This window comes from Marichromatium gracile (genome assembly GCF_004343155.1).
GTDB classification, from domain to species: Bacteria; Pseudomonadota; Gammaproteobacteria; order Chromatiales; family Chromatiaceae; genus Marichromatium; species Marichromatium gracile.
Genome location: NZ_SMDC01000002.1, coordinates 498173 through 523167, shown reverse-complemented (window position 1 = coordinate 523167; position 24995 = coordinate 498173). Strand labels below are relative to the sequence as shown.

General features: G+C 64.8%; 18 protein-coding genes and 3 pseudogenes. 10 read left to right on the top strand and 11 right to left on the bottom strand.

What is annotated here, in order from left to right; translation table 11 throughout:
- Positions 1 to 19 precede the first annotated feature (19 nt).
- Together EDC29_RS05310 and EDC29_RS05305 are read right to left on the bottom strand one after the other, a co-directional pair.
- Positions 20 to 1306: a citrate synthase gene (locus EDC29_RS05310; RefSeq protein ID WP_123142594.1), complete on the bottom strand. Its 1287-nt coding sequence runs from the start codon at positions 1304 to 1306 to the stop codon at positions 20 to 22.
- 248 nt (positions 1307 to 1554) lie between these two features.
- On the bottom strand, positions 1555 to 2538 hold the full coding sequence (locus EDC29_RS05305; RefSeq protein ID WP_062271937.1) for an aldolase catalytic domain-containing protein: 984 nt from the start codon (positions 2536 to 2538) through the stop codon (positions 1555 to 1557).
- A 239-nt stretch (positions 2539 to 2777) separates the two neighbouring features.
- On the opposite strand from EDC29_RS05305, the gene EDC29_RS05300 reads away from it, so the two are divergent.
- Together EDC29_RS05300 and EDC29_RS05295 are read left to right on the top strand one after the other, a co-directional pair.
- Complete coding sequence (locus tag EDC29_RS05300; RefSeq protein ID WP_123142593.1) at positions 2778 to 3974, top strand: BtaA family protein; 1197 nt, start codon at positions 2778 to 2780, stop codon at positions 3972 to 3974.
- Positions 3971 to 4708, top strand: coding sequence for a class I SAM-dependent methyltransferase (locus tag EDC29_RS05295; RefSeq protein ID WP_132228881.1), 738 nt, complete (start codon positions 3971 to 3973; stop codon positions 4706 to 4708). The genes EDC29_RS05300 and EDC29_RS05295 overlap by 4 nt, the downstream gene beginning before the upstream one ends.
- A gap of 249 nt (positions 4709 to 4957) precedes the next feature.
- On the opposite strand, the pseudogene EDC29_RS17455 reads toward EDC29_RS05295, so the two are convergent.
- The 3 genes and pseudogenes from EDC29_RS17455 to EDC29_RS05280 all read right to left on the bottom strand — a co-directional run.
- A pseudogene (locus EDC29_RS17455) lies at positions 4958 to 5159 on the bottom strand (DDE-type integrase/transposase/recombinase); the annotation flags it as partial.
- Positions 5160 to 5248: 89 nt separating this feature from the next.
- Entirely contained in the window at positions 5249 to 5431 is a 183-nt protein-coding gene (locus EDC29_RS05285; protein ID WP_132228879.1) for a transposase, read from the bottom strand.
- Positions 5432 to 5500: 69 nt separating this feature from the next.
- Positions 5501 to 5713, bottom strand: a pseudogene (locus EDC29_RS05280) (IS1/IS1595 family N-terminal zinc-binding domain-containing protein); the annotation flags it as partial.
- A 366-nt stretch (positions 5714 to 6079) separates the two neighbouring features.
- On the opposite strand from EDC29_RS05280, the gene EDC29_RS05275 reads away from it, so the two are divergent.
- The 3 genes and pseudogenes from EDC29_RS05275 to EDC29_RS05265 all read left to right on the top strand — a co-directional run.
- Positions 6080 to 8470 (top strand): DNA/RNA helicase domain-containing protein, encoded by a 2391-nt coding sequence (locus EDC29_RS05275; protein ID WP_132228875.1) that lies wholly within the window; start codon positions 6080 to 6082, stop codon positions 8468 to 8470.
- 107 nt (positions 8471 to 8577) lie between these two features.
- Complete coding sequence (locus EDC29_RS05270; protein WP_123139761.1) at positions 8578 to 8934, top strand: nucleotide pyrophosphohydrolase; 357 nt, start codon at positions 8578 to 8580, stop codon at positions 8932 to 8934.
- A 91-nt stretch (positions 8935 to 9025) separates the two neighbouring features.
- Positions 9026 to 9741: pseudogene (locus EDC29_RS05265) on the top strand (IS5 family transposase); the annotation flags it as partial.
- An 8-nt stretch (positions 9742 to 9749) separates the two neighbouring features.
- On the opposite strand, the gene EDC29_RS05260 reads toward EDC29_RS05265, so the two are convergent.
- Together EDC29_RS05260 and EDC29_RS05255 are read right to left on the bottom strand one after the other, a co-directional pair.
- Entirely contained in the window at positions 9750 to 10370 is a 621-nt protein-coding gene (locus EDC29_RS05260; protein WP_062271942.1) for a response regulator transcription factor, read from the bottom strand.
- Complete coding sequence (locus EDC29_RS05255) at positions 10360 to 12912, bottom strand: PAS domain-containing sensor histidine kinase (RefSeq protein WP_132228873.1); 2553 nt, start codon at positions 12910 to 12912, stop codon at positions 10360 to 10362. The genes EDC29_RS05260 and EDC29_RS05255 overlap by 11 nt, the downstream gene beginning before the upstream one ends.
- 99 nt (positions 12913 to 13011) lie before the next feature.
- Here EDC29_RS05255 and EDC29_RS05250 point away from each other — a divergent pair, with 99 nt between their 5' ends.
- Positions 13012 to 13464 (top strand): RDD family protein, encoded by a 453-nt coding sequence (locus EDC29_RS05250; protein ID WP_165913438.1) that lies wholly within the window; start codon positions 13012 to 13014, stop codon positions 13462 to 13464.
- A 36-nt stretch (positions 13465 to 13500) separates the two neighbouring features.
- On the opposite strand, the gene lptG is transcribed toward EDC29_RS05250, so the two are convergent.
- Positions 13501 to 14565 (bottom strand): LPS export ABC transporter permease LptG, encoded by a 1065-nt coding sequence (gene lptG / locus EDC29_RS05245; RefSeq protein WP_132228872.1) that lies wholly within the window; start codon positions 14563 to 14565, stop codon positions 13501 to 13503.
- Positions 14566 to 14805: 240 nt separating this feature from the next.
- Between lptG and EDC29_RS05240 the strand changes: the two genes are divergently transcribed.
- Positions 14806 to 16314 carry a leucyl aminopeptidase gene (locus EDC29_RS05240; protein ID WP_132228870.1) on the top strand — a complete coding sequence of 503 codons (1509 nt, stop codon included), beginning with the start codon at positions 14806 to 14808 and terminating at the stop codon, positions 16312 to 16314.
- An 84-nt stretch (positions 16315 to 16398) separates the two neighbouring features.
- Here the strand turns inward: EDC29_RS05240 and EDC29_RS05235 are convergent, their stop codons facing one another.
- The 3 genes from EDC29_RS05235 to EDC29_RS05225 form a co-directional block, all read right to left on the bottom strand.
- Positions 16399 to 17148 carry a substrate-binding periplasmic protein gene (locus EDC29_RS05235; protein ID WP_123139626.1) on the bottom strand — a complete coding sequence of 250 codons (750 nt, stop codon included), beginning with the start codon at positions 17146 to 17148 and terminating at the stop codon, positions 16399 to 16401.
- Positions 17149 to 17167: 19 nt separating this feature from the next.
- Complete coding sequence (locus EDC29_RS05230) at positions 17168 to 17875, bottom strand: TorF family putative porin (protein WP_123139625.1); 708 nt, start codon at positions 17873 to 17875, stop codon at positions 17168 to 17170.
- 330 nt (positions 17876 to 18205) lie between these two features.
- Positions 18206 to 19729 carry a methyl-accepting chemotaxis protein gene (locus EDC29_RS05225; protein ID WP_165913437.1) on the bottom strand — a complete coding sequence of 508 codons (1524 nt, stop codon included), beginning with the start codon at positions 19727 to 19729 and terminating at the stop codon, positions 18206 to 18208.
- Positions 19730 to 20427: 698 nt separating this feature from the next.
- On the opposite strand from EDC29_RS05225, the gene EDC29_RS05220 reads away from it, so the two are divergent.
- The 3 genes from EDC29_RS05220 to EDC29_RS05210 all read left to right on the top strand — a co-directional run bounded on the left by EDC29_RS05220 (position 20428) and on the right by EDC29_RS05210 (position 24804).
- Positions 20428 to 22416, top strand: coding sequence for an EAL domain-containing protein (locus EDC29_RS05220; RefSeq protein ID WP_165913436.1), 1989 nt, complete (start codon positions 20428 to 20430; stop codon positions 22414 to 22416).
- 46 nt (positions 22417 to 22462) lie between these two features.
- The gene (locus tag EDC29_RS05215) at positions 22463 to 24076 is read left to right on the top strand and encodes an RNA-binding domain-containing protein (protein WP_123142756.1); all 1614 of its coding nucleotides are present in this window, start codon (positions 22463 to 22465) and stop codon (positions 24074 to 24076) included.
- A gap of 137 nt (positions 24077 to 24213) precedes the next feature.
- Complete coding sequence (locus EDC29_RS05210) at positions 24214 to 24804, top strand: Spy/CpxP family protein refolding chaperone (protein ID WP_123139621.1); 591 nt, start codon at positions 24214 to 24216, stop codon at positions 24802 to 24804.
- Positions 24805 to 24995 lie beyond the last annotated feature (191 nt).

Genomic DNA, 24995 nt, shown 5'->3' with positions numbered 1-24995 from the left:
GCGTCCCTCACTCCCGGACTCAGTCGCGCTCGCCCATCGCCACATAGTCGAGCGACTCGGGTCCGACATAGAGCTGACGCGGCCGGGCGATGCGCCCGCCCGCGCCGGCCTGCTCCCACCAGTGGGCGATCCAGCCCGGCAGCCGCCCCATCGCGAACATCACCGTGAACATGTTGGTGGGGATGCCCACCGCGCGGAGGATGATGCCGCTGTAGAAATCGACGTTGGGATAGAGCTGGCGCTCGACGAAGTAGGGATCCTCGCGCGCGATCTCCTCGAGCCGACGGGCGATGTCGAGCAGCGGATCGCGCCGCCCGAGCTGGGCGAGCAACCGCTCGGCCACCCGGGCGAGGATCTGCGCGCGCGGGTCGAACTGCTTGTAGACCCGGTGACCGAAGCCCATCAGCCGCACCTTGCTGTCGCGGTCCTTGGCCAGACGCACGTACTCCTCGGGGGTGATCCGCCCCTGATGGATCTCCTCGAGCATCTGCAGCACCGCGACATTGGCGCCACCGTGCAAGGGTCCCCACAGCGCGCACACCCCGGCGGCACAGGCGGCGAACAGGTTGGCCTGGCTGGAGCCGACCATGCGTACCGTCGAGGTCGAGCAGTTCTGCTCGTGATCGGCGTGGAGCAGCAGCACCAGGTTGATCGCGTCGCGCACCAGCGGCTCGCAGACGTACTCGGCATAAGGATCGGAGAACATCATGTGCAGGAAGTTGGGCACATAACGCTGCTCGGGGTGGGGATAGATATAGGGCCGCCCGATGGAGTGCCGATAGGCGTAGGCGGCGATGGTGCGGATGCGGCTGATCAGCCCGGCGGCGGCGGCGCGGAAGCGCTGCTCGTCCTCCAGCTCGAACAGCTCGGGGTGGAAGCAGGAGAGCGCGTTGATCATCGCCGAGAGGATCGCCATCGGCGGTGCGGCGCGCGGGAAGCCCTCGAAGTGATGCTTCATGCCCTCGTCGAGGTTGGCGCAGGCGGTCAGTTCGGCGGAGAAGTCGGCATACTCGCGGGCATTGGGCAGATGACCGAAGATCAGCAGCCAGGCGACCTCGACGAAGTTCGGGCTGTGCTCGAACTGCTCGATGGGGATGCCGCGATAGCGCAGGATGCCCCGTTCGCCGTCGATATAGGTGATGGCGCTGCGACAGCTGCCGGTATTGGCATAGCCCGGATCGAGTGCGATCAGCCCGGTGCGGGCGCGCAGCGTCTGGATGTCGAGCGCGCGCTCGCCGGCGCTGCCGGTGACGATGGGCAGTGAGTGGTGCGCGTCACCCAGGATCAGGGTCGCTTGGTCGGACATGGAGAGAGACTCCGAGAAGATACACAGGGACCGGGTGGCGCGCCCCGGAGAGGGCGCGCGCGCTCGGGATCGGAGTCGATGGTGTAGCGCGATCGCGCCCGTCTGGCAAGAGGCCGGATGGCGGGGCGATCGCAGGGCCCCTTGGGGCGTCGGCCGGCGGCCCGAGGGCCGGCGCCGCGAACAGGCTAGGTCATCACCTTGACGAAGGCCGCCATGTCGCGGGCGCGACCGGCCGCGCCCCGTGCCTTTCAGATCTCGGCGACGAGCTTGTCGTAGAAGCCGAGGAAGTCTTCCGGGGTCGGGCCCTCGCGCCACTCGATCGCCGAGCGCGGGTGCTGGTTGAGCTGACCGGTGAGGTTGTAGGGCAGCGAGGGACCCCAGTCGAGCTCCTTGCGCAACGGCAACATGTACTTCTGGATCACCTCGACGATCGGACGAACGTCGAACTTGGGATTGCGCAGGAAGCCGAGCAGCAGCTCGGTGTGGCAGTTGCCCGCGCCGCGGCCGAAGCCGTAGATGGTCGAGTCGACGCGGTTACAGCCGAGGATGATCGCCTCGATGGTGTTGGCGAAGGCCAGCTGCAGGTTGTTGTGGGCGTGGATGCCGATCTCCATGCCCTTGCCGGCGAGCGCGTCGGTGTACTTGTGGTAGAGCCGGTCGATCTGCTCGCGGTAGAGGTAGCCGAAGCTGTCGACGATGACCATGGTCGAGGCTGGGGTGTGGGAGACGGCCTCGAGGACCTTGTCGATCTCCTCCTCGGTGATGTTGGAGACCGCCATCAGGTTGGCGGTGGTCTCGTAACCGAGCTCGTGGGCGTGGTGGATCATGTCCACCGCCTCGGAGACCTGGTGGGCATAGAAGGCCACGCGGATCATCGACAGCGGGCTGTCGGCCGCCGGCACCAGGTCCTGCTCCCAGTCGCTCTTGCCGGCATCGGCCATGGCCGCGAGCTTGAGCCCGGTCTTCTCGGCGTCGTGGTCGCCGACGATACGACGCATGTCGGCCTCGTCGCAGTGACGCCAGGGGCCGAACTTGTCCTTGGGGAAAACCCGCTTCGAGTTCTTGTAGCCGATCTCCATGTAGTCGATCCCGGCATCGATACAGGCGTGATAGACGGCGCTGACGAAGGCATCGTCGAAGCGATGGGCATTCACCAGCCCCCCGTCCCGAACCGTGCAGTCGAGGACCTTGAGTTCAGGCCGGAAGGTGATCCAGGGGGCCTTTTCGGACATCGTTCGTATCTCCGCGAATTCCAATGGTTGACAGATCATTATTGAGCGCCCCGGCCCGCCGATCAAACCGATCTGGCCGAGGGTGGTCGCAGGGGCGGGGCAATCCCGCCGCAACCGATCCGCAACCGTCCCGTCGCGGACGCGCCACGCCACGGTCACTTCCCCAATCTATCCTGACGCGACCTGCGTGAACACGCATTGCGAAAACCCGATCCGGTCCACCCGCCTGGAGCCCACGCTTGAAAACCGCACCGACACTCGCCGACCGCATCGACCAACGGGTCTTCGACGCCATCTATTCGCGCGCCCTGGTCTACAACACCTGCTGGGAGGATCCGGCGGTCGACCGGCTGGCCCTCGAGCTGACCCCGGACGACACCCTGCTGGTGATCACCAGCGCCGGCTGCAACGTGCTCGACTACGCCCTCACCGGGCCGCGACGGATCCACGCGGTGGACGCCAACCCGCGCCAGAACGCACTGCTCGAACTCAAGCTCGCCGGCATCCGCGCGCTCGACTTCGACGACTTCTTCGCCGTCTTCGGGCACGGCTACCACCCGGCGTTCCGCGACCTCTACCACGACGCCCTGCGCCAGACCCTCTCGCCCTTCGCCCGCGCCTTCTGGGACCGGCGCGCGGCCTGGTTCGGCAACCCCGACGGCAGCTTCTACTTCCACGGCCTGTCGGGCATCGTCGCACGGCTCTTCCACGCCTATCTGCGCGCCCGGCCCCGGCTCGCCGACAGCGTGCGCGCGCTGTTCGCCAGCGCCGATCTCGATCATCAGCGCGAGATCTACGACACCCGCGTCCAGCCGCTGTTCTGGACCCCGGCGCTCAACTGGACGCTCTCGCGCCAGCTCACCATGAGCCTGCTCGGCGTCCCCCACCCTCAACGCAAGGAGGTCCAGGCACAGCACGCCCAGGGCGTCGCCGGGTTCATCCGCGAGGCGCTCGAATACGTGCTGCGCCAGCTGCCGATCGCCGACAACTACTTCTGGTCGGTCTATCTGCGCGGTCGCTACACCCCGGCGTGCTGCCCCGAGTATCTCAAGCGCGACAACTTCGCCGCGCTCAAGGCCGGGCTGGTCGAGCGCATCGTGCCGCACACCTGCACCGTCACCGAGTTCCTCCACGCCACCGACGAGTCGATCTCCAGGTACGTGCTGCTCGATCACATGGACTGGATGAGCTCCTACCACCCCGAGGCGCTCGCCGAGGAGTGGCAGGCGATCCTCGACCGCGCCAGCGCCGATGCGCGGATCATCTTCCGCAGCGCCCATGTCGCGCCGCGCTATCTCGAACGGCTCGAACTCGGTCCCGAGCGTACCCGCTTGAGCGAGCGTCTGCGCTTCCACCCCGAGCGCGCCGCCGCGCTCAACCGCCTCGACCGCGTACACACCTACGCCGGCTTCCACATCGCGGACGTGCGCGCATGATCGGCAGCGACGCGCGCATCCTCCTCCACCTGCTGCGCGGCCAGCGTCGCCAGGGCTCGCACGCCGAACGGCTACAGCACTTCTACGCCCCCCAGGCGGCACACTACGACCGCTTCCGCGAGCGCCTGCTGCACGGGCGCGCGCAGCTGATCGCCGCACTCGACCCGGCGCCCGGCGCCTATCTGGTCGAGCTCGGCGCCGGCACCGGACGCAACCTGCTCTATCTCGGAGAGCGCCTCGACAGCCTCGGCCGGATCGACCTCGTCGACCTCTGCCCGGCGCTGCTCGACGAGGCGCGCCGGCGCACCGCCGGCCTCGCCAGGGTGCGGGTGATCGAGGCCGACGCCGCCGACTATCGTCCCGAGGGGCCGGTCGACTGCGTCTACTGCGCCTACTCGCTGACGATGATGCCCAACTGGCGGGCGGTGCTCGCAAACGCCCTCGCCATGCTCAGCCCCGGCGGCACCCTGGGGGTGGTCGACTTCTACGTCTCCGACGCCCGAGGCGGCCCCGGCAACGCCCGCCACGGCGCTCTCGCCCGCGTCTTTTGGCCCCGCTGGTTCGCCCACGACGGCGTCCACCCCAGCCCCGAGCCGCTGCGCTGGCTGCGCGACCACCTCCCCGACCACCAGCTCGACGAACACCTCGCCCCGGTCCCCTACCTCCCCGGCCTGCGCGTGCCCTACTACCGCTTCGTCGGGCGCAAGTCGCTCGCGGACAGCCGTCAAGACTGAACCGCAAAGACACCAAGAACGCAAAGATTTCGAGGGTTGAGTTGTCGCCGGAAGATCGAACCACGAAGCTTCGTAGGTCGGGTTAACCGTCAGTCGACCGCCCGATCGACGAGGCGGTGACATTCGTGGACGGTTACGTTTTGTACGAAAAGTAATGCCTGAGGCATCTGCGGATGCAAGCAAGCGTGAACATTGCCGAGAAACTGGTCGCCAACTTGTCGTAACGGATGGCGATTCGTCGACAGGATTTGAGCCAGCTCTCGGTCGGGACATTGTCCCAGCAGTTGCCGCGCCTTCTCATCGAGCAGCGCATACCGTAGCGACGTAGGCGCTGCTGGAAGGCGTGGCTGGCGTACTGGCTGCCTCGGCTGGAGTGGTACAGCAGCCCCGGTGGCGAAGGGCGCCGAGCATAGGCCATGTCGAGGGCACTGGTGACCAGCTCGGTATCCATGTACGCCGTCGCTTTTCGCAGGGTCGTGTTCTCTTCGCGAAGCTCGGCAACCTCGGCGCGTAGCCGCGACAGCTCCACCTTCTCGGGCGTTACGCCTTGCCCGCACTCGCTTCCAGCTTCCCCGCCTCGCTGCGCCGCAGCCAGTTGCGCGCTGTCTGCTCCGCCAAGCCCATCTCGCATGCCACCGAGGCGATGTTGTACCCCGACTGCACCCGTTTAACCGCCTGCTCCTTGAACTCCAGCGTGTATACCCGCTTCGGGATCTTCTGCATCGTGCCCTCCAAGATTTGATCGTCAGTCTACGTCAATCCTTGGGGGACGAAATTCGGGGGGAATCTCACCTCGGAGACCTTCACCGCACGGGCAATTCCGGCCAGGGAGATTTTTTCCAGCAGCAACCGATCGATTAGTTCGAGGGTTTCCTGAGAAACCGGTCCCTTGGCAGGATGGAGAACGAACTGACGACCGCAATCTTGACACTTGTACAACTGCTTGTTCAGCCGGTTGAATCCATTTTTGTTCACATGGTTGGAGTGACACTGCGGACATGTCAGATACATCTCATTCATCCTTAAAGCAAGAGATTCTGATCTTATCGAAACCTATCGGTCAGGGCACTACCCGAGATTTTAATTTCTCCATCAATAGGTAACTAAAGAGTAGCGGCTAGATGTTGAAGCGCCTTTTCTGTGACAGGGTGTCCTGGTTAAGTGCGCCGTTGACTTTAAGATTTTATTAGCGTTAATGAGGTGACGCTGCGGCGGGTTACGTTGACAACTTAAATCTCAATTAGCTGGCCATGCTATTTGAGGCCGAGGTATAAGCTCCAGGTGAAGTTGCAGTATAAATGCCGTGCATAATGGGGTAGAATTATGCGCCATGAGAATTAGTTGTCTTTTTGAAAAGGGATTTGTTAAGCCATGTTGGTCTACAACGCCACCAAGCAGCAATTTATCGACGATGTGCGAGCCAACATCATCGCCGACGCCATACAGAACGAGGTGGCGAGAAAACTGAACCGAAACTCGCCGCGCAATGAGGTGAAATCTTGGGAATGTTCTCTCCGTTTCATGATGAGCGCCCTGCTCGATGAAGGTATTCCCGCATCGGCTGGCGTGGCCATCGAGTATAACATTCCGCTGACCAATCGCCGGGTTGACTTCATTCTGACCGGCAAAAACCATCAACGGGATGATGTAGCGGTCATCGTGGAACTGAAACAGTGGCAGTTCGTCGAAGTGACGAAGAAAGATGCCATCGTGCGCACCCAACTGGGCGGCAGTGTACGCGAGACTAATCATCCTTCGTATCAGGCGTGGTCTTATAGCGCGCTGATCGCGGACTACAACGAGACAGTACGCTCCGAGTCGATAAGATTGGTGCCCTGCGCCTATCTGCACAATATGAAGCAAGCAGATGAAATCAATGATCCATGCTACGAGCCGCACACCAGTCTGGCTCCAGTCTTCATCTCGCCAGACGCCCTGAAGCTCTCGGAGTTTCTGAGCAAGCACATTAAGTATGGCGACAGCAACGGAATTATGTATCGCATCGAGCATGGTGTGATAAAGCCGAGCAAAAACCTGGCGGATGCGCTGGCATCTATGATGCAGGGAAACGCCGAGTTCCTGATGATCGACGAACAGAAGCTAGTCTATGAAACCGCTATCGATCTTGCGCATCGTGCAGGTAGCGAAAACAAGAAGTGCCTGATCGTCAAGGGCGGGCCGGGCACCGGCAAGTCGGTGGTTGCCATCAATCTGCTGGTAGAGCTGACAAAGCGCGAGATGATGACGCAATACGTGTCACGTAACTCTGCACCTCGGGAGGTCTTCAAGAAGAAGCTGACCGGCACGAGCAAAAAGACCCATATCGACAACCTGTTCAAGGGCTCAGGCAGCTACGTCAACGCAAAGCCTGATACTTTCCATGTGCTAATCGTGGATGAAGCGCACCGCCTGAACGAAAAGTCCGGCATGTATCAGAATCTGGGAGAGAGCCAAATAAAAGAGGTGATCACTGCGTCTCGCTTATCGATTTTCTTCATCGATGAGGCACAGCGCGTGACGCTCAAGGACGTGGGCACGGTTGAGGAGATCCGGCGGCGGGCTGCTGAATGTGGGGCCGACGTGCAGGAGTTGGAGCTGGCGTCGCAGTTTCGCTGTAATGGTTCGGATGGTTACCTAGCATGGCTAGATAATGCCCTTCAGATTCGCACTACGACCAACATCGATCTGAGTGACATCGATTACGAATTCCAAGTGTTTGATGACCCGTCAGCGATGCGCCGGGCGATTATCGAGAAGAACCGAAAGACCAACAAGGCGCGCATGGTAGCGGGTTATTGCTGGCCCTGGGCGAGCAAGAAGGACAAGCACGCCATGGATATCGTCCTCCCCGAACATGGCTTCGAGGCCCAGTGGAACCTTGATGATGACGGCATGCTGTGGGCCATCGCTGAAGACTCCGTCGACCAGATCGGCTGCATCCACACCTGTCAGGGGCTCGAGTTCGACTATGTGGGCGTCATTATCGGAGAGGACTTCGTTATTCGCGGCGGTCGCGTGGTGACAGACGCTGGGAAGCGGGCAGAGCAGGATCGTTCCGTTCGTGGCTACAAAAAAATGTTCAAGGAGCAGCCCGAAAATGCTCGAGTCCTAGCGGACCAGATCATAAAGAACACCTATCGCACACTGATGACGAGGGGGCAAAAGGGCTGTTACGTCTATGCTACCGATCTCGAGACTCGAGAGTACTTTTCGGCTTTTGTTCGTTCGCAAGAAGCGACCGAGCCACTGGACGTGGCAGAGGATACCGGTACACTGGATGATTTGCATCTTCCCATCATGACGCGTGATGAGGTAGTGCCATTCGAGCGCCACGTACCCGTGTACGACCTAAGCATCGCCGCTGGAGAATTCGGAGAGATGCAGATCGCCAACGCTGAATACTGGGTCGAGCTGCCCGACTTCATGCGAGTAAGCCCCGACCTGTTTGTCAGCCGGGTGGTGGGGGAGTCTATGAATCGACGCATCCCTAATGGTGCCTGGTGTCTGTTCCGTGCGAACCCTGGCGGCACACGGCAAGGTAAGGTCGTCGTGGTGCAGCATCGCGCTATTGAAGACCCTGACCACGGCGGTAGCTTCACGATCAAACTGTACCAGAGCGAAAAGATCGAAGAGTATGGCGAGTTGATGAATAAGCGCATCGTGCTAAAGCCCCAGACCAATGCCTTCGGCTATAAAGATATCGTGCTTGAGGAGGAGCTTGATGATCTAAAGGTCATAGGCGAATTCCTTTCCGTGCTGTGAACGAGTAGGTGACTGAATGGTTGCCTATGCCGATGTCGACTGGATAGCGAACAGCAGAGTAGGCATGCCACCGCTATCCGATACTGCAGAGTAAGGTGATTCTAGAGATGTCAGATCCGTTCAAGCAGTTCCGTGATGCCATGGATCAGTTTGCCGCCGAGCGCGACTGGGACCAGTTCCACTCGCCCAAGAACCTAGCCATGGCGCTGACGGTAGAGGCAGCTGAGTTGCAGGAGTGCTTCCAGTGGTTGACCGAGGCGCAGTCGAGGGAGCTAGATGAGCTACAATTGGCCGCAGTGCGCGAGGAAATTGCCGATGTCCAGCTCTATCTGATTCGGCTGGCGGGCAAGCTAGATGTGGATATCGAAGCGGTATGCCGGGAGAAAATGGAGAAAAATGCGGAGAAATATCCCGCAGACCAAGTGAAAGGCAGCGCAAAAAAGTACACGCACTATCAGAATTGATTTAAGCATGAGCCCATGCTCGCGCTCGCGACGTTCTGTACGAAAACTCTGCTTGTTACACTGACCTCGTTCTTGCAGAAGAAGATGTCAGGTGTCGAGACGCTGCGAACTCCCAGAAGACGCCTGGGAGTTGATCGCCGATCTGTTTTCCCGTCCGCAGCATACCGGTCGCCCGCGCCGGGATGGCCGCCTGATGCTCAACGGCATCTTCTGGGTACTGTGCTCGGGGGCAGCGTGGCGTAACCTGCCCAGCGTTTCGGTCCCTGGTCGACGGTCTACCAGCGGTTTCGCGACTAGCGTGACGACGGCACCTTCACCAAGGTCCGGGAGCGATTGCAAACCCGCCTGCGCGAGGATGGGCTGATCGATCTGCTCTGCGACGCCAAGGGTGTCCCTTTGAATTTTCTGCTCTCCACAGGCCAGCACAGCGACATTCGCTATGCCCAAACGCTCCTCGATCAGGTCCGCTTGCCCAGCGCTCACCGAGATCGCCCGCGCTCCCGCTGCCGCCAACTGCTCGCCGACAAGCGCTACGATGCCGAGGACTTACGCCGCTATTGCGATCGGCGCGGCATCCGTCCGGTGATCCCACAGCGCAAGGGCGTGCGCAAACCCAAGCCCGGCCGCCCTCGGACACTCAACAAGCCCAGCTATCGCAAGCGTAATATCATCGAGCGGTTGTTCGGCTGGCTCAAGTTCTGCTAACGAATCGCCACCCGTTACGACAAGTTGGCGATCAGCTTCTCGGCAATATTCACGCTTGCTTGCATCCGCAGATGCCTCAGGCATTACTTTTCGTACAAAACGTACGGCGCTCAGAGCGTTGCTTCGGGGGCGGCGATCAGGGCCATGCGGACGAGTTCGGCGAGTGAGCCGGCGCGCATCTTTTCCATCACCCGGGCGCGGTGGGCCTCGACGGTCTTGGCGCTGACGCCGAGCGCGGCGGCGATCTCCTTGTTGGACTTGCCGTCGGTGACCATCGCCATGACCTCGTGCTCGCGCGGGGTGAGTTCGGCCAGGCGCATGGCGATCTGGGCGCGGGTGGCCTGGGAGGCGCGGTGGCGCTCGTCGTAGTCGAGGGCGTTGCGGATGCTGTCGAGCAGGTCCTCGTCGTGGAAGGGCTTCTCGATGAAGTCGAAGGCGCCGGCCTTCATCGCCTTGACCGCCATGGTCACGTCGCCGTGGCCGGTGATCAGGATCACCGGCAGACGGTAACCCTCGCGGGCGAGATAGCTCTGCAGCTCCAGCCCGCTCATCCCCGGCATGCGCACGTCGAGCAGCAGGCAGCCGGCGCGCCCCGGGTAGTGGTTGGCGAGGAAGGCGTCGGCCGATTCGAAGGTCTGTACCGACATCCCCGTGGACTCGATCAGCCACTGCAACGAGGTGCGCATGGCCTGGTCGTCGTCGACGACGAACACGGTCGCGTCATGATGCATTGCTATTCCCAACTTGCGATGGTTGCTGCGCCGTCTCCTCCGCCTCGGCGGCGGCGAGCGGCAGCGCGATGAAGAAGGTCGAACCGCGCCCGGGCATCGACTCGGCCCAGATGCGGCCCTCGTGATTCTCGATGATGGTCTGGCTGATCGCCAGCCCCATCCCCATGCCGCTCTCCTTGGTGGTGACGAAGGCGTCGAACAGCTCCTCGATGCGCTCCGGGACGATGCCCGGGCCGCTGTCGCGGATCGCTACCCGCGCCTCGCCGGCTTCCTGCCAGGTGCGGATGCTCAGCTGCCGCGTGAACGCGTCGACCTCTTCGAGGGCGTCGAGCGCGTTGCGCACCAAATTGAGCAGCACCTGTTCGACCTGGACCAGATCGACCCGCACCGGGATCGGCTCGGGGGCCAGCGCCAGCGCGATCGCCAGATCCAGGCGCCGGGTCTCGAACTCGACGAAGGAGCAGACCTCGCGCACCAGGTGGTTGAGATCGGCCTGGGCGCGGATCGGCGGTTGCTTGCCGACCAGGGCGCGCAGCCGGCGGATGATCTCGCTGGCGCGCTGCGCCTGGGCGGTGATCTGCCCCATGGCGCCGATCAGCGCCTCGGTCTCGCCCGCCCCGCCCTGCAGCCGCCGCGTACAGCCGCTGGCATAGTTGACGATCGCCGCGAGCGGCTGGTTGAGCTCATGGGCCATGCCGGTGGCCACCTCGCCCATGGTGCTGAGACGACAGACATGGACCAGCTCGGCCTGGTGCTGGCGCGACTCCTGCTCGGCACGGCGCACCGCGGTGATGTCGCGGGCGTAGATGTTGACATAGCCGAGGTCGGCGATGGGCGCGAACAGCAGCGAGAACAGCTGACCGGCGACCTCGAGCTCGCACTCGCGCTGCTCGGCGTCATCGAGCGCCTGGGCGACCTCGGCGCGCCACGGCTCGGGGAGCAGGTCGCCGGGCTGCGCCGCCCAGGCGGTGAGCAGCGGACGCGAGGCGTTGTTGGCATAGACCAGCAGCCCGCTGGCGGTGACGCGCAGGATGGGGTTGGGGCTCTCGCTGGCGAAGCGCGCCAACCCCTTGATCTCCTGCTCGGCCTGCTTGCGCTCGGTGATGTCGTGGATATAGAGGGTGTAGAACCGCTCGGACTCGAGCACGATCGGGGCGATCGAGATCTCCACCGGCACCTGCTCGCCGTCGGCGCGCAGCGCGCGCAGCTCGCCGCGCCCCTGGGGTCCGGCGTCGGGACGACGCGAGCGCTCGAGCAACACGCTGAAGCCCTCGCGTGCGGTCTCGGGCAGACAGTCGCGCACGAACACCAGCCCCAACGCATGTTGACGACGATGGCCGAGCAGACGCTCGGCGGCGGGGTTGAACTCGATGACGTGACCGGCGTGGTCGAGGGTGACGATGGCATCGAGCGAGGCCTCCATCATCGCCGCCTTGAGCGCCTCGCTCTCGCGCATCTCGGCCTGATGACGACGGTTCATCTCGTCGCGCGCGGCCAGTACCAGCTGACTGAAGTGCTGGATCCACTCCTCGAGCAGCACCAGCTGGTTGCCGCCATGGTAGTCGAAGCCGGGCTCGGCGATGCCGAGGGCGCGCTGGGAGAAGCGCGTCATCCGCTTGAGCACCTTGTTCAGCCGCGAGGAGACGAGATAGATCACCGCGGTGAAGACGATGATGAACACCGCCGCGGCGATCCCGCGCTGGCGCCGCTCGAAGATGCTCACGTGGCGCGACATCTTCTCCACCGCCGCCTGCGAGACGAAGGTGGCGAACAGCAGATTGGAATCGGCGCCCTCGTACTCGGGCAGGGTCTGGGAGGTGATGACGTAGAGCGCGTGCCAACGATCGAGCGTGGTGCCCGGCGGCAGGCTCGCGGTATCGAGGCTGGCGACGATGCGCTGGTCGTCGCCGTCGACCAGCGCCACCGCGGCGCGACCGACGTCGACCCCGCGCTGCGAGGCGGCGAGGAAGTCGTCGTCGACCGGCACCAGCACCACCAGATGTCCCATGTCGTAGCCCCCGGCGTCGATCACCGAGTCGCTGACGATCAGATAGAGCTGCTCGCCGAGACGATCGATCACGGTACGCACGTCGCGGGTGTCGAGCAGGTTGGAGGGCACCTGTACGGCGAGACGCTCGGGCACCGGGCGATCGCCGGCCTGATAGAGCTCGCGCACCCGCCCCTCGACATCGGTGAGCAGCACATGGCTCGGCGGGCTGAGGGCGTCGCGCTCGAAGAAGTCGGGCAGCCAGTGCGGGCGGAACTCCTTGTAGAGCACCGGCGGGTCGGTCGTCTCGCGCGACCAGAACAAGGGCTCCAGATACTCCGAGAGACGCTGATAGTTGGCCAGCAGCCGGGTGGTGGCGGCATAGCTCGAGAGATAGCGATCGAAGCGGATCAGGCTCTCGCGGGCGCGCAGTTCGAGCTGTGCCTCGAGCTCCTGGCCGAAGATCTTGTTGACCTGCCGACTCTGGATCTGCTCGAGCATCGCCCACACCACGAGCCCCGCCGTCAGCCCCACCACGATCGAGATCAGTGGCATCGGCACGCGTCGCAACAGACGGAACAAAAATGGTTTAATGACGATCCGCTTCAAGCTTGGCAACTCAACTCAAACAACCAAAACACACCAATGGACACCATGGACTTCGATATCACCCGCGCCCAGACCCCTTCCCTGCTGCGACGTCTCGGCGCGATCTGCTACGACGGCCTGCTGCTGGTCGGCATCCTGATGATCGCCACCGGGCTCGTCTCCATCCCCTATGGGCTGATCACCGGCAGCGACTACTACCACAACGCCCTGGCGCTCAACCTGATGCGCCTGATCCTGGTGGCCGTGGTCGGCGCCTTCTTCGTCTACTTCTGGACCCACGGCGGTCAGACCCTGGGGATGCGCGCCTGGCGCCTGCGCGTGCTCACCGACGAGGGCCAGCCGCTGACCACCGGCGCGGCGATCAAGCGTTTCGGCTGGGCCTTCGTCAGCCTGCTGCCGGCCGGCCTGGGGCTGCTGTGGAGCCTGTTCGACGGTGACAAGCTCGCCTGGCACGATCGCAAGTCGCAGACCCGACTGGTGCTGGTCGCCAAGCAGTGAAGCGTCGCACCGGGCGCCGCGCGGCGCCCGGTGCGTTCAGCCGACCCGGCGCAGCAGCACCATCGCCCCGGCGCTGAACAGCAACGGCGGGGCCAGTGCCGCAAGCAGCGGGCTCAAGCCGAAGAGCAGCGCCAGATAGGCCAGCGTCCGGCTGATCAGATAGTACAGGATGCCGATCAACACCCCGGCGAAGATCCGCCGCCCCATCCCCGAGCTGCGCGCCGAGCCGAGCAGGATCGGGATCGCCACGAAGATCATCGACAGCGTCAGCACCGGGTGCAGCACCTTGCCCCAGAAGGCGACCTCGTAGGCGCCGGCGTCCTGACCATTGACGCGCATGAAGCGGATGTATTTGTAGAGCCCCCACACCGGCAGCGCCTGGGGCTCGGCCACCACCACCTTGAGCAGTCCCGGGTCGAGCATCGAGTCCCAGCGCGCCTGGGCGATGCGCTCGACCTCCACCCCGTCGGGCCGCACCCGACTGCGCGCGATGCCCTGCAGCACCCAGCCATCGTCGACATAGCGCGCCCCGTCGGCATGGGTCGACACCAGGGTGCCGGCGGCGGCATCGACCTGGAAGATCGAGATATCGCTCAGGCTGGTGCCGGAGCGGATCTCGCGGATATTGACATAGGCGCCGTCGTCGACCGCCCAGAAGCCGTCGGCGGTCTGCTGCGCCACCTCACCGGAGAGCGCCTCGCGCCTGAGCTCGGCGCCGCGCTGCTCGGCCAGCGGCGCGAGCACCTCGCCGAGCACCACCGCCAGCAGCGCCAGCAGCACCCCGCCGAGCATCGCCGCGCGCACGATCTGCGCCACCGACACCCCGGCGGCGCGCAGCGCCACCAGCTCCGAGCGGCTCGCCAACGTGCCCAGGCCGACCAGGGCACCGATCAGGGTGGCGATGGGAAAGAGCTGATAGGCATAGCCCGGCAGGCTCAACAACATGAAGGTCATGGCCCCGCCGAAGCCGAAGCCGTCGACTCCGGCGGCTTCCATCTCATCGGCAAGGACGAAGAACCCGAGCAGGGGCAGCAACACCCCGAGCGTCACCAGGGTGCCGACGACGACGGCGCCACCGAGGTAGCGATCGATGATCCGCATCGCTCAGCCCCGCCCCCGACGGGCGATGCGAGACGAACAGGGGGCCAGGAGGCCGAGTTTCAGCACGCGCATTTCTTCCGGTAGACTCGATGCCCACATCCTAACATCCGCGCGCGGGCCGACCCTCACCCGATCGCCCCGACGACGCCGGATGATGCACGTCGAGTACACACCTCTCGCGGCCCCGGCTGCGGCACCCGACCGGGCTGCCGATCCGTGCCGCCATTGCAGGAGTCCAGCATGGAATTCAAGATCAAGACCGGCGACCTCGCCAAGCAGAAGACCCCCTGTCTCGTCCTCGGCGTGTTCGAGAAGCACAGGCTCGGCGCCCCCGCCGAGGCCGTCGACAAGGCCTGCGACGGCCAGCTCACCGCGCTGCTGAAGAAGGGCGACATGAGCGGCGAGAACGGTCGCACCCTGCTGCTCTACGGCCTGCCCGGGGTGGCCGCCGAGCGGGTGTTGCTGGTCGGTTGCGGCAAGCGCAAGGAGTTCGACCGCGCCGCCCAACGCAAGGCCGTCACCGCGGCGGTCGACGCCCTCGCCCAGCTCAACGCCGGCGAGGCGCTGTGCACCCTCGCCGAGCCACTGCCGCGCGAGGCCGATCGCTATCTGGCGCTGCGCGACATCGTGGTCGCCGCCGCCGCGCGCGACTATCGCTACAGCCGCACCAAGGACACCGACAAGCTGCCCAAGGTCACGCTCAAGCGCCTCGCGCTGTGGGTCGAGAAGAAGGCGCAGCAGACCGAGGCCGAGCAGGCGATCGCCCATGGTCGGGCGATCGGCGATGGCGTCGCGCTGGCGCGCGAACTCGGCAACCTGCCGGGCAACATCTGCACCCCGAGCTATCTCGCCGAGCAGGCCGAGACGCTGGCCGCCGATCATCCCAAGCTCACCACCGAGATCCTCGACGAGGCGGCGATGGCCGAGCTCGGCATGGGCGCCCTGCTCTCGGTCTCGCGCGGCAGCCGCCAGCCGGCGAAGCTGATCGTGATGCACTACCGCGGCGGCGCCGAGGACGCCAAGCCGGTGGTGCTGGTCGGCAAGGGGCTGACCTTCGACGCCGGGGGCATCTCGCTCAAGCCCGCAGCGCAGATGGACGAGATGAAGTACGACATGTGCGGCGGGGCGAGCGTGTTCGGCGCGCTGCAGGCGGCCTGCGCGCTGGGCCTGCCGATCAACCTGATCGGCGTGGTGCCGGCCTCGGAGAACCTGCCCGACGGCGCCGCCAACAAGCCCGGCGACATCGTCACCAGCATGTCGGGCCAGACCATCGAGATCCTCAACACCGACGCCGAGGGCCGGCTGATCCTCTGCGATGCGCTCACCTACAGCAAGCGCTTCGACCCCGAGCTGGTGATCGACCTGGCCACCCTCACCGGCGCCTGCGTGATCGCACTCGGCGCCCACGCATCGGGACTGTTCACCGCCGATGACGCGCTGGCCGAGGAGATCCTCGGCGCCGGCGACCGCGCCGGCGACCGCGCCTGGCGGATGCCGCTGTGGGACGACTACCAGCCCCAGCTCGACAGCAACTTCGCCGACATGACCAACGTCGGGGGTCGCGAGGGCGGTGCCATCACCGCCGCCTGCTTCCTCTCGCGCTTCACCAAGGACTACCGCTGGGCGCACATCGACATCGCCGGCACCGCCTGGCTCGGCGGCAAGGAGAAGGGCGGCACCGGTCGCCCGGTGGCGCTGCTCACCGAGCTGCTGCTGACGCGCGCCGGGGTCGCGCCCAAGGCCGGCTGAACGAGACGCGCCCCGCCGGACCGGGTCCGACGGGGCGCGCATCGGGCCGGGGATGATCCCCGGCCAACGGCTCAGGCGGCGCGCTCAGCGCGACCAGTCGCGCATCAGGTACTCACGCAGCATGGCCTCGGCATCGATCCGTTTCAGCCCCTCGTTGAGGGTCTGACGCCAGCGATCGCCCTCGGGCCCGTTACGAAAGGCCGCAAGCAGTGCCTTGGACTCGAGCAGCCGGGCGTTCATCCGCACCGCCCCGGGCTCAACCGGTTCGAGCAACGGATCGCGCGCCAGCAGATAATCGAGCACATGGCTGTCGATCACCGCGGCATCGAGGCGCTCGGCGGCCACCTTGCGTGCGTTCTGCGCATCCGAGACCACCGTCTCGACCTGGATGCGCTCCTCGGCGACGGCGGCATCGAACGCCGCGGTATTGACATAGCCCTGCACCACGCCGATGCGATAACGCTCGAGATCCTCGATCGTTTCCCAAACGACCGGCTCGGCGCTGCGCTCCACCAACCCCAGTGGCCCGTACCCGAGTGGCTCGGAGAAGGTGAACTCCTCGCTCTCGTAGGCATACTCGGGCAGGTAGGCGACGAACCCCGTGCCCGGGGTCGTCACCAGCTTCACCGCCCGCGACCAGGGGTAGAACTCGACGATCAGTTCATCGCCCATGGCAGCAAAGGCCGCCCGCGCCACCGCGATCACCGCCCCCTGTTGCGGCAGCTCGGCACCCGAATAGGGTGGCCATTCGAGCGAGGTCATCCGTACCGTTTCGGCGGCGGCCGGGGCCGCAACCAGCATGCCCAACAGGGCTGCCAACACCTTGCCGTTCATGAGTCCTCCTTAGAGATGGCTACAGGGCGAAGCTCCGTGAGACGCTGAACAGCACACGGGTGTCGCCCGCCGCATAGCTCAAATCGGTGCCACTGACCCCGAGCGAGAAGTCGAAATCCTGCCACGAGCGGTTGGCCATCACCTGCCAGTGGAGATAGCTGTCCTCGCCCTCGTCCCAGGCGAAGCGATCGCTATCGAGGCTGGTCGAACGGTCGACCCAGGCCGAGACCGACCAGTCGTCGTTGATCTGGAGGTCCTTGCGCAGCATCACCACCACGTGGCCGACGTCGAGGCCGAAATAATCGTAGGTGTACCAGACATTGAGGTTGAAGCCGGCGTAGCCGAGCTTGACGTAGGCCTCAGGGTAGTTGCCGTCGCTGCTGTGGGTGGCGCCGTGATAGGTGTAGACGGCCACCCCGGTGTCGAGACTGATCCCGGTGTCGAACTCGGTGGCATAGCCGAGATAGGTATCGAACTCGACATGGGTGTCGTCGTCGAAGTCGACGTTCGAGGCCCAGGCGCCACCGTAGATGCCGCTCTCCCCGGCCCAGTCGAGACTGGCCTGGAGCGCCGGCTTGTGGCCGGTCTGGGTGACGCCGTTGAACAGATAATCGGAGACGCCGGTGAAGGTCGCCGACCAGTCCGCGTGCGCCGGACCGGCGAGCGTGGCCCCCAGAACGGCGGCGAGGGCGGCATGCTTGATGGTGTCGTTGTCTTGTTTCTGCATGTATTTCTCTGGCTGTTGAGACATGGGCGCAACACCGCACCTGGCCACGCGATTGAGCGGGCCATTTCGGGAGAGCGCACCCCCCGAGTCACGCACGGAATTGCACCCGGTCCGCGAGCGGGCGCCACGATGGCCCGCCCCTGGCTGAGATCAACTCGGATCCCTTGTGAGACGTCACACCGGAAGGCGTGACGGTGGCGCGAAACCTCGCGCGCACCCAAATCCATTGGGAGCGGAGCAGCGTCCGCCCTGCCTGGCCGACACCGATCCGGGCACCGACGGGCGCCTCCTGATGAAATGGACGAGCCTCCCGTGGCCGTCCAGGGTCGCTCAGAGCCGGAACTTACCAAACAGCGCGCGCAATCGCGTCACGCTGGCCGCCAACCCCTCGCCCGAGTCGCTCGTGGTCTGCGAGGCGGCGACGGTGCGCTCGTGGACCTGCTGAATATTGCCAACGTTGCGCTCGATCTCGGCGACCGTGGCGCTCTGCTGCTCGGCGGCGGTAGCCACGCTGCTCATCATCTCGATGATTCGCTTGATCGCGGCATCGATCTCCTCGAACGCCTGACCAGCGGCGGAGGCCTGGTCGACACTATGGCGCGACTTCGCCCGCCCCGCTTCCATCGCGCTCACCGCTTGTTCGGTGCGCCGCTGCAGACCGGCGATGGTCTCCTGGATCTGCGTCGTCGACTCCTGGGTACGCTGCGACAACACCCGCACCTCGTCAGCCACCACCGCGAAGCCGCGCCCCGCCTCACCGGCGCGCGCCGCCTCAATCGCGGCGTTGAGCGCGAGCAGGTTGGTCTGATCGGCGATGCCGCAGATCACATCGAGGATGCCGGTGATCGCCTCGGTGCTCTGGCGCAGTTCACCGATCACATCGGCGGCCTGATCGACGCTCTCTGCCAGCTCACCGTTGGACAGATTGGCCGCGCGCACCTGATCGAGACCGGAGCCGGCACGCGTACCAGCCTCTTCTCCAGCCTCGGCCACCAGCGCGGCGTTGCGCGCCACCTCGTCGGCGGTCGCGCTGAACTCGTTGAGCGCGGTGGTGAGCATATAAAGGTCTTCCTGCTGCTGGGCGAGCTGACGGCTGAGATCGCCTGCGGTGTCACTGGTGCGCTGCGCAGTGCCGCTCAACCCGCCGATCACCGTCTCGACCTCGATGACGATCTCGCGGATCGAGCCGATGAAACGGTTGAGCGCCTGTGCCAGCTCTCCGAGTTCATCGGCGCGGTCGCTCTCGACCTGCTTGCTGAGGTCGCCCTCGCCCTCGGCGATATCGCGCACCCGCGTCAAGATCCCGGCCAGCGGCTTCAGCACCAATCGGGTCAGGGCGAAGCTCACCGAGACCACCAGCACCAGGTTGAGCACGAGCACGATCAACACGTTGCGCACCAGCGCCTCGTGCACGGCCTGGCGCAGCGGCTCGGGCGAGACGAAGAGCGACACCCTGCCCAACGGATTCTCCAGCCCGTTACCGGTATAGACCAGCTCGCGCGAGACCACATCCACGCCCTCGGGCTGTGGCATGCGCTCAATCGAGGCGACCTCGGGCCGAGCGGAAAAGCCGGCGACGAACTCGCCATCCACCCCCTCGACGGCCACGGCGACGATCGCGGGATGCCCCATCTCGCCACGCAGGATGTCATCGACCGTGGCCATCGCGAAATCCCACAGCGGTTTGGGCAGACCGGTCTCCAGCCGCTCGAAGGCGGCGGTGATGTCATGCTGCTGACGCGCCGTCTCGGTAGCCTCGACCCGCATCACGTCCCAGACGCCATAGCTGACCAGCACCACCGAGACCACGAGGATGAGTGCCAGATTCAGTTTCGTCTTCAGACCGCTTGTCATCTTGATCAAATCCCTCGGTGGCAGTTGGCGAATCGCTATCATCGGGTCGGGAGCGGCGGGGCATCATAGAGACCGCAACCTGGCCATCGCCCCTGACGACATCGCCGATCAGCAATGGCACCGCCAAGCGATCCGGCCAATGAGACGAAACGGTGAAAGAGGTCGGGCAGAGACGGCATTCGGTCGCCCGAGCCGCGGGATCCGGTTGCAGATAGCTGCCGTCCATATCCGGACTATTCTGTATAAGCGCATCGTCGCGAAGGGCCGGATCGGCAGAAACAGGCGGGTGCCGCTTGACAATAGCCACGGCGACATGACTTAAGACAGGATCCTTGCATGCCCACGGCGATCCACCACGCAGCGATTGAGCACTTGGAATCCCCATGCGGGACAGCAGCGACAGCTCGAAGCCGGCCAGGGCCAATGGTGACACAGACGTTTGCGCGCATCATCACATGCCCCACGTCGCAAACTCAACCATCGAGGCATGTCATCACAGGTTCACCAGCGCTGATGACTGGACGAGGGCGCACGCGCCAGGCGCGGTCATGCGTTGCTCCCTACAGGGACGGGGAGCGCGCGAGGAGTGCATCCAACCCCATTGACATGCGCAGCGGCAATCCATGCCCGAGGCTTCGCAGACTGAGAAGTTGAGCAGCATGATTCATAAGAATTCCATCAAATTCAAATTGATATTCGTGATCTCGGTGATCACGCTGCTGCTGATGTGCGTCCTCTTCTTCCTCCAGCTCTACAACTCGTTCCGGCTCGAATCGGCGATCGAGCGCAGCAGCCTCAGCACCCTGCAGGACTATATCGAGCAGGAACACACGGCCATGGTCGACAAGTTCGAGGAGGACATCGAGCACTACCTGCAGATGATGGCCCTCACCGTCGCCCACGAACTCTACAATCTCAACCTGCTCTCGCTCCAGGACAAGACCGACAAGCTCGTCCAGCACCAGGCGGTGTGCTCGATCGCAGTGATCGACAACCTCACCCACGAGGCGATCGCCAGCGCGCGCCGCCAGGGGGTGAGCGGCTGCATGCCGCGCACCCTGGAGATCGTCTACAACGACGAGTCGATCGGTCGGCTCGAGGTCGAATACACCCTGGCGCCGATCCAGCAACTCATCGGGGAGAAACGACGCCAGCTGCACGAGACCCGCGAGCATCTGCACGAGGACATCGCCAGCGCCACCCGTGAGAGCATCATCGTCCAGACCCTGATCTATCTGTTCGTCACCCTGATCCTGGTTCGCCTGACCGCGCGCCAGATCAATCGCAACATCATCAACCCCATCTACGCCCTGATGGACGACATGCAGCGCATGCACAGCCAGGACCCGGTCGCGCTGCAGCTCAGGAATCGCCCCCACAGCAACGACGAACTCGGCAAGCTCAGCCGCTATTTCTACGACAACATCGCCGAGCTGATCTCCCAACTCAACCAGCGCGCCAACTACGACAGCCTCACCCGCCTGCTCTCGCGCCAGCGCCTGATCTACGACATCGAGCACGCCGCCAGTTTCAACCTCGCGATCCTCGACATCGACCGCTTCAAGGAGGTCAACAACTTCCTCGGCATGAACGCCGGCGACGACTTCCTGCGCTCGACCGCCACCCTGCTGCGCCAATTCTTCGCCCACCAGCCCTACGCCATCTACCGCCTCAACGGCGACGAGTTCGCCATCTTCGACAGCCGAGGCGATGCGCTGGAAGCGTTCGAGATGCACATCCTGGCCTTCGTCGAGCGCTTCGGTAACAAGGAGCAGACCGTCAAGGGCGAGACCATCACCGCCTCGATCAGCGCCGGCATCGCCAGCAGTCGCCACCCCAGCCCGATCGTCGCTGCCACCACCGCACTCAAGTACGCCAAGCTCAAGCACACCAAGATCGCCACCTTCCAGGAGGACCTGCCGATCCTCAAGGAGTACCAGCAGAACCTGAAGACCACCCGGATCATCCGCAAGGCGATCACCCAGGACTGGATCACGCCTCACTTCCAGCCGATCCAGGACGTCCGTACCGGTCGGATCTGCAAGTACGAGGCACTGATGCGCATCAGCGACGCCGAGGGCACCCTCTACACCCCCGCCGAGTTCCTCGCCGTCTCCAAGCGCTCGGGCAACTACAAGGAGCTGTCGGCGAGCATGCTGCGCAAGTCGGTCGCCTGCTTCAGCGCCACCGAACTGGCCCTGAGCATCAACCTCGCGATCGAGGACATCGAGGAGAGCGACATCCTCGACACCCTCGAAACACTGCAGCGCCAGCACGGCGTCATGGACCGGCTGATCTTCGAGATCACCGAGCAGGAGGGCTTCTCCAGCCCGGAGCGGATCAAGGCGTTCATCGATCAGGTCAAGCGCCTCGGCGCACGGGTGGCGATCGACGACTTCGGCAGCGGCTACTCCAACTTCGAGACCCTGATCCACCTCGATATCGACTTCCTCAAGATCGACGGCTCGCTGATCAAGAACATCCTCACCGACCCTCATGCCGAGGTCATCGTCGAGACCATCGTCGACTTCGCCCGACGCCTCGGCATCAAGACCATCGCCGAGTTCGTCAGCGACGAGGCGATCTATCGCAAGATCGCCTCCCTGGGAATCGATTTCGCCCAGGGTTACTACATCGGCAAGCCCGCGCCGCTGATCAGCCACAAGGTGCGCAGCGCCGATCTCTGATCCATCACTGGGGTCAGCCGCGGGCGCTGGGCTATAATCCGGCGCCATGAACCCGCTCTCGCTGCTGCACCTCTCCTCCGGGCCGATCCGCAACCGTCTGCTGCGCGATCTCATCCTGCTGGTCGCCGGCACCGTCGGCCTGCTGGTGCTGATCAACGTGTTGCTGATCGACGACATCAAGCACGACCTCGCCGGCAACCGCATCGAGTCGGCCTCGGCGCTGGTGCGCGACGAGGTGCGCGGCCTGCTCCTCCCGGTGCAGCAACAGCTGCTGATCGTGCGCGACGGCATGGAGAGCGCCGGGCTCGGCCCGCTCGACGAACAAGCGCTCAACGAGCGTCTCACCCCCATCCTCGCCCACATGCCCCAGGTCGCCGGCGCCATCGAGGCCGGCGCCGACGGCGCCGAATACTTCCTCGGGCGTACCCGCGAGGGCTGGCTGACCCGGGTGCGCGACCCCGAGGATCCGCAGCGGCTGCGCATCACCCGCTGGGACGCTCAGCTCAAGGCGCTCGAGACCCGTGAACAGGGCAGCGATTACGATCCCCGCGACCGCCCCTGGTATCGCAACGCCACCGCCCACCCCGACACCCAGGTATGGAGCGCGCCCTACATCTTCGCCTCGCTCGGCGTCCCCGGCACCACGGTCGCGATCGCCCGCGAACAGGCGGGCGAGCTGCGGGTGAGCGCGCTCGACGTCACCCTCGAGCGCATCGTCGGCACCATCGAGGGGCTCGATCTGCCACCGGGGGGCTACGGCTTCCTGTTCAACGGCGACGGCGGCGTCTTCGTCCCCTCGCCCGAGGTCAGCGGCAGTCACGCCAGCGATCGCGCCGCCAGCTTCTTCTCCGCGCACGAGCGCCTCGGCGGCCCGCTGGCCTTCGATGCCGTGGCCGCCTGGAAGGACGCCGACCGTCCCGCCGACGGGCTGGTGCGCTTTCGCAGCGGCGGACGCGACTGGTGGGGCGGCTTCCGCCCGCTGACCGACCACCCCGAGGGCGCCTGGGTCGCCGTCGCGCTGCCGGTCTCGGCCACCCTCACCATCCTCCAGAGCCGCTGGCACATCGTCGCGCTCACCGCGTTCGCCATCCTCGCCGCCAGCCTCACCATGGCCTCGGTGGTGGTGCGCAAGTACAGCCGCCAGCTACGCGACCTGCCCAGGCTCACCATCGATCGGCGCCATCCGCAGCAGGACCTGCGCGAACTCATCCGCAGCGGCGAGGGCGCGCACCTGGAGTTCAAGTCCACCATGCGGATGAACCTCCACACCAAGACCCCGGGCAAGGAGATCGAGCTGGCCTGGCTCAAGGGCGTGACCGCCTTCCTCAACACCGAGGGCGGCATCCTGCTGATGGGCGTGGCCGACGACGGCACCCTGCTCGGCATGGACGCCGACAAGTTCGAGAACGACGACAAGTGCCAGCTGCACTTCAAGAACCTGCTCAACCAACACCTCGGCCCCGAATACGCCCGCTACGTGCGCTTCTTCCTCCTCGAGCTCGACGGCGTGCGTCTCGGTGCGGTCGAGTGCGAGCGCGCCGATGCGCCGGTGTTCCTCCACGACGACAAGAAGCGCGAGCTGTTCATCATCCGCAGCGGCCCCTCCAACATCGAGCTGTCGATCAGCCGTGCGCTGAAATACATCCGTACCCGCTTCTGAGTCCGGTCTCCACAATCTTTCCGCAATCCCTGCACCGAGCCTGCACCCGCCCCACCTAACCTGAAGGTGTCGGAGCAAACGGGCTCCACCGCCGCCGAGCGGCGCGCCCATTCCAACCAGCAGGAGCGCAGAAGATCATGAACACCCGACTCGACACCCCCCGCATCCGTGGCATCGCACTCGCCGTCGGCCTCGTCGTCGCCGCCCCGATCGCACTCGCCATGCCCTTCGGCCCCGGATACGGCTACGGCCCGGGCGACGAGTTACCCATGCCCATGGCGCGCATGGCCGACCGCCTCGACCTCGACGACGCCCAGCGCGACCAGGTCCGCGTCATCCTCGACGAGGCCCGTCAGGCCCGCGAGCAACAGCAGCTCGAGACCCGCAAGCGCATCAACGAGCTGCTCACCGACGCGCAGCGCGCCGAGCGCGACCGGCTCAGCGAGCGACGCATCGAACGCCGCGTCGACCGACTCGACGAGCGCGTCGGCCTCACCGCCGAGCAGACCCAGACGCTCACCGAGCTGTTCCAGCGCCAGCACCAGCAGCTCGACCTCACCCGCACCGAGCTGCGCGAGGCGGTCGCCGAGATCCTCACCGAGGAGCAGCGCGCCGCCCTCGACACCCCGATGCAGCGCCGCGGCCACCACGCGCCGATGCGCCACCACGGCCCGGGCCCGATGCCCGGCGGCTACCCGATGATGCCCGGTGATTGCGATCGGTTCTGAACACTCAACCAATCACTGCAAAAGGAAACCGGCGCGCCCTATGTAGACGCGCCGGTTTTTTGTGGAATAGGCCGAGGTCCCCCCTGAATTTCGTCCCCCAAGGATTGACGTAGACTGACGATCAACGCTTGGAGAGCACGATGCAGAAGATCCCGAAGCGGGTATACAGGCTGGAGTTCAAGGGGCAGGCG

Coding starts and splice junctions, on each gene's coding strand:
- EDC29_RS05310 (WP_123142594.1), bottom strand. CDS start 1,306: ATGTCCGACCAAGCGACCCTGATCCTGGGTGACGCGCACCACTCACTG.
- EDC29_RS05305 (WP_062271937.1), bottom strand. CDS start 2,538: ATGTCCGAAAAGGCCCCCTGGATCACCTTCCGGCCTGAACTCAAGGTC.
- EDC29_RS05295 (WP_132228881.1), top strand. CDS start 3,971: ATGATCGGCAGCGACGCGCGCATCCTCCTCCACCTGCTGCGCGGCCAG.
- EDC29_RS05285 (WP_132228879.1), bottom strand. CDS start 5,431: ATGCAGAAGATCCCGAAGCGGGTATACACGCTGGAGTTCAAGGAGCAG.
- EDC29_RS05275 (WP_132228875.1), top strand. CDS start 6,080: ATGTTGGTCTACAACGCCACCAAGCAGCAATTTATCGACGATGTGCGA.
- EDC29_RS05270 (WP_123139761.1), top strand. CDS start 8,578: ATGTCAGATCCGTTCAAGCAGTTCCGTGATGCCATGGATCAGTTTGCC.
- EDC29_RS05260 (WP_062271942.1), bottom strand. CDS start 10,370: ATGCATCATGACGCGACCGTGTTCGTCGTCGACGACGACCAGGCCATG.
- EDC29_RS05255 (WP_132228873.1), bottom strand. CDS start 12,912: ATGCCACTGATCTCGATCGTGGTGGGGCTGACGGCGGGGCTCGTGGTG.
- EDC29_RS05250 (WP_165913438.1), top strand. CDS start 13,012: ATGGACTTCGATATCACCCGCGCCCAGACCCCTTCCCTGCTGCGACGT.
- lptG (WP_132228872.1), bottom strand. CDS start 14,565: ATGCGGATCATCGATCGCTACCTCGGTGGCGCCGTCGTCGTCGGCACC.
- EDC29_RS05240 (WP_132228870.1), top strand. CDS start 14,806: ATGGAATTCAAGATCAAGACCGGCGACCTCGCCAAGCAGAAGACCCCC.
- EDC29_RS05235 (WP_123139626.1), bottom strand. CDS start 17,148: ATGAACGGCAAGGTGTTGGCAGCCCTGTTGGGCATGCTGGTTGCGGCC.
- EDC29_RS05230 (WP_123139625.1), bottom strand. CDS start 17,875: ATGCAGAAACAAGACAACGACACCATCAAGCATGCCGCCCTCGCCGCC.
- EDC29_RS05225 (WP_165913437.1), bottom strand. CDS start 19,729: ATGACAAGCGGTCTGAAGACGAAACTGAATCTGGCACTCATCCTCGTG.
- EDC29_RS05215 (WP_123142756.1), top strand. CDS start 22,463: ATGAACCCGCTCTCGCTGCTGCACCTCTCCTCCGGGCCGATCCGCAAC.
- EDC29_RS05210 (WP_123139621.1), top strand. CDS start 24,214: ATGAACACCCGACTCGACACCCCCCGCATCCGTGGCATCGCACTCGCC.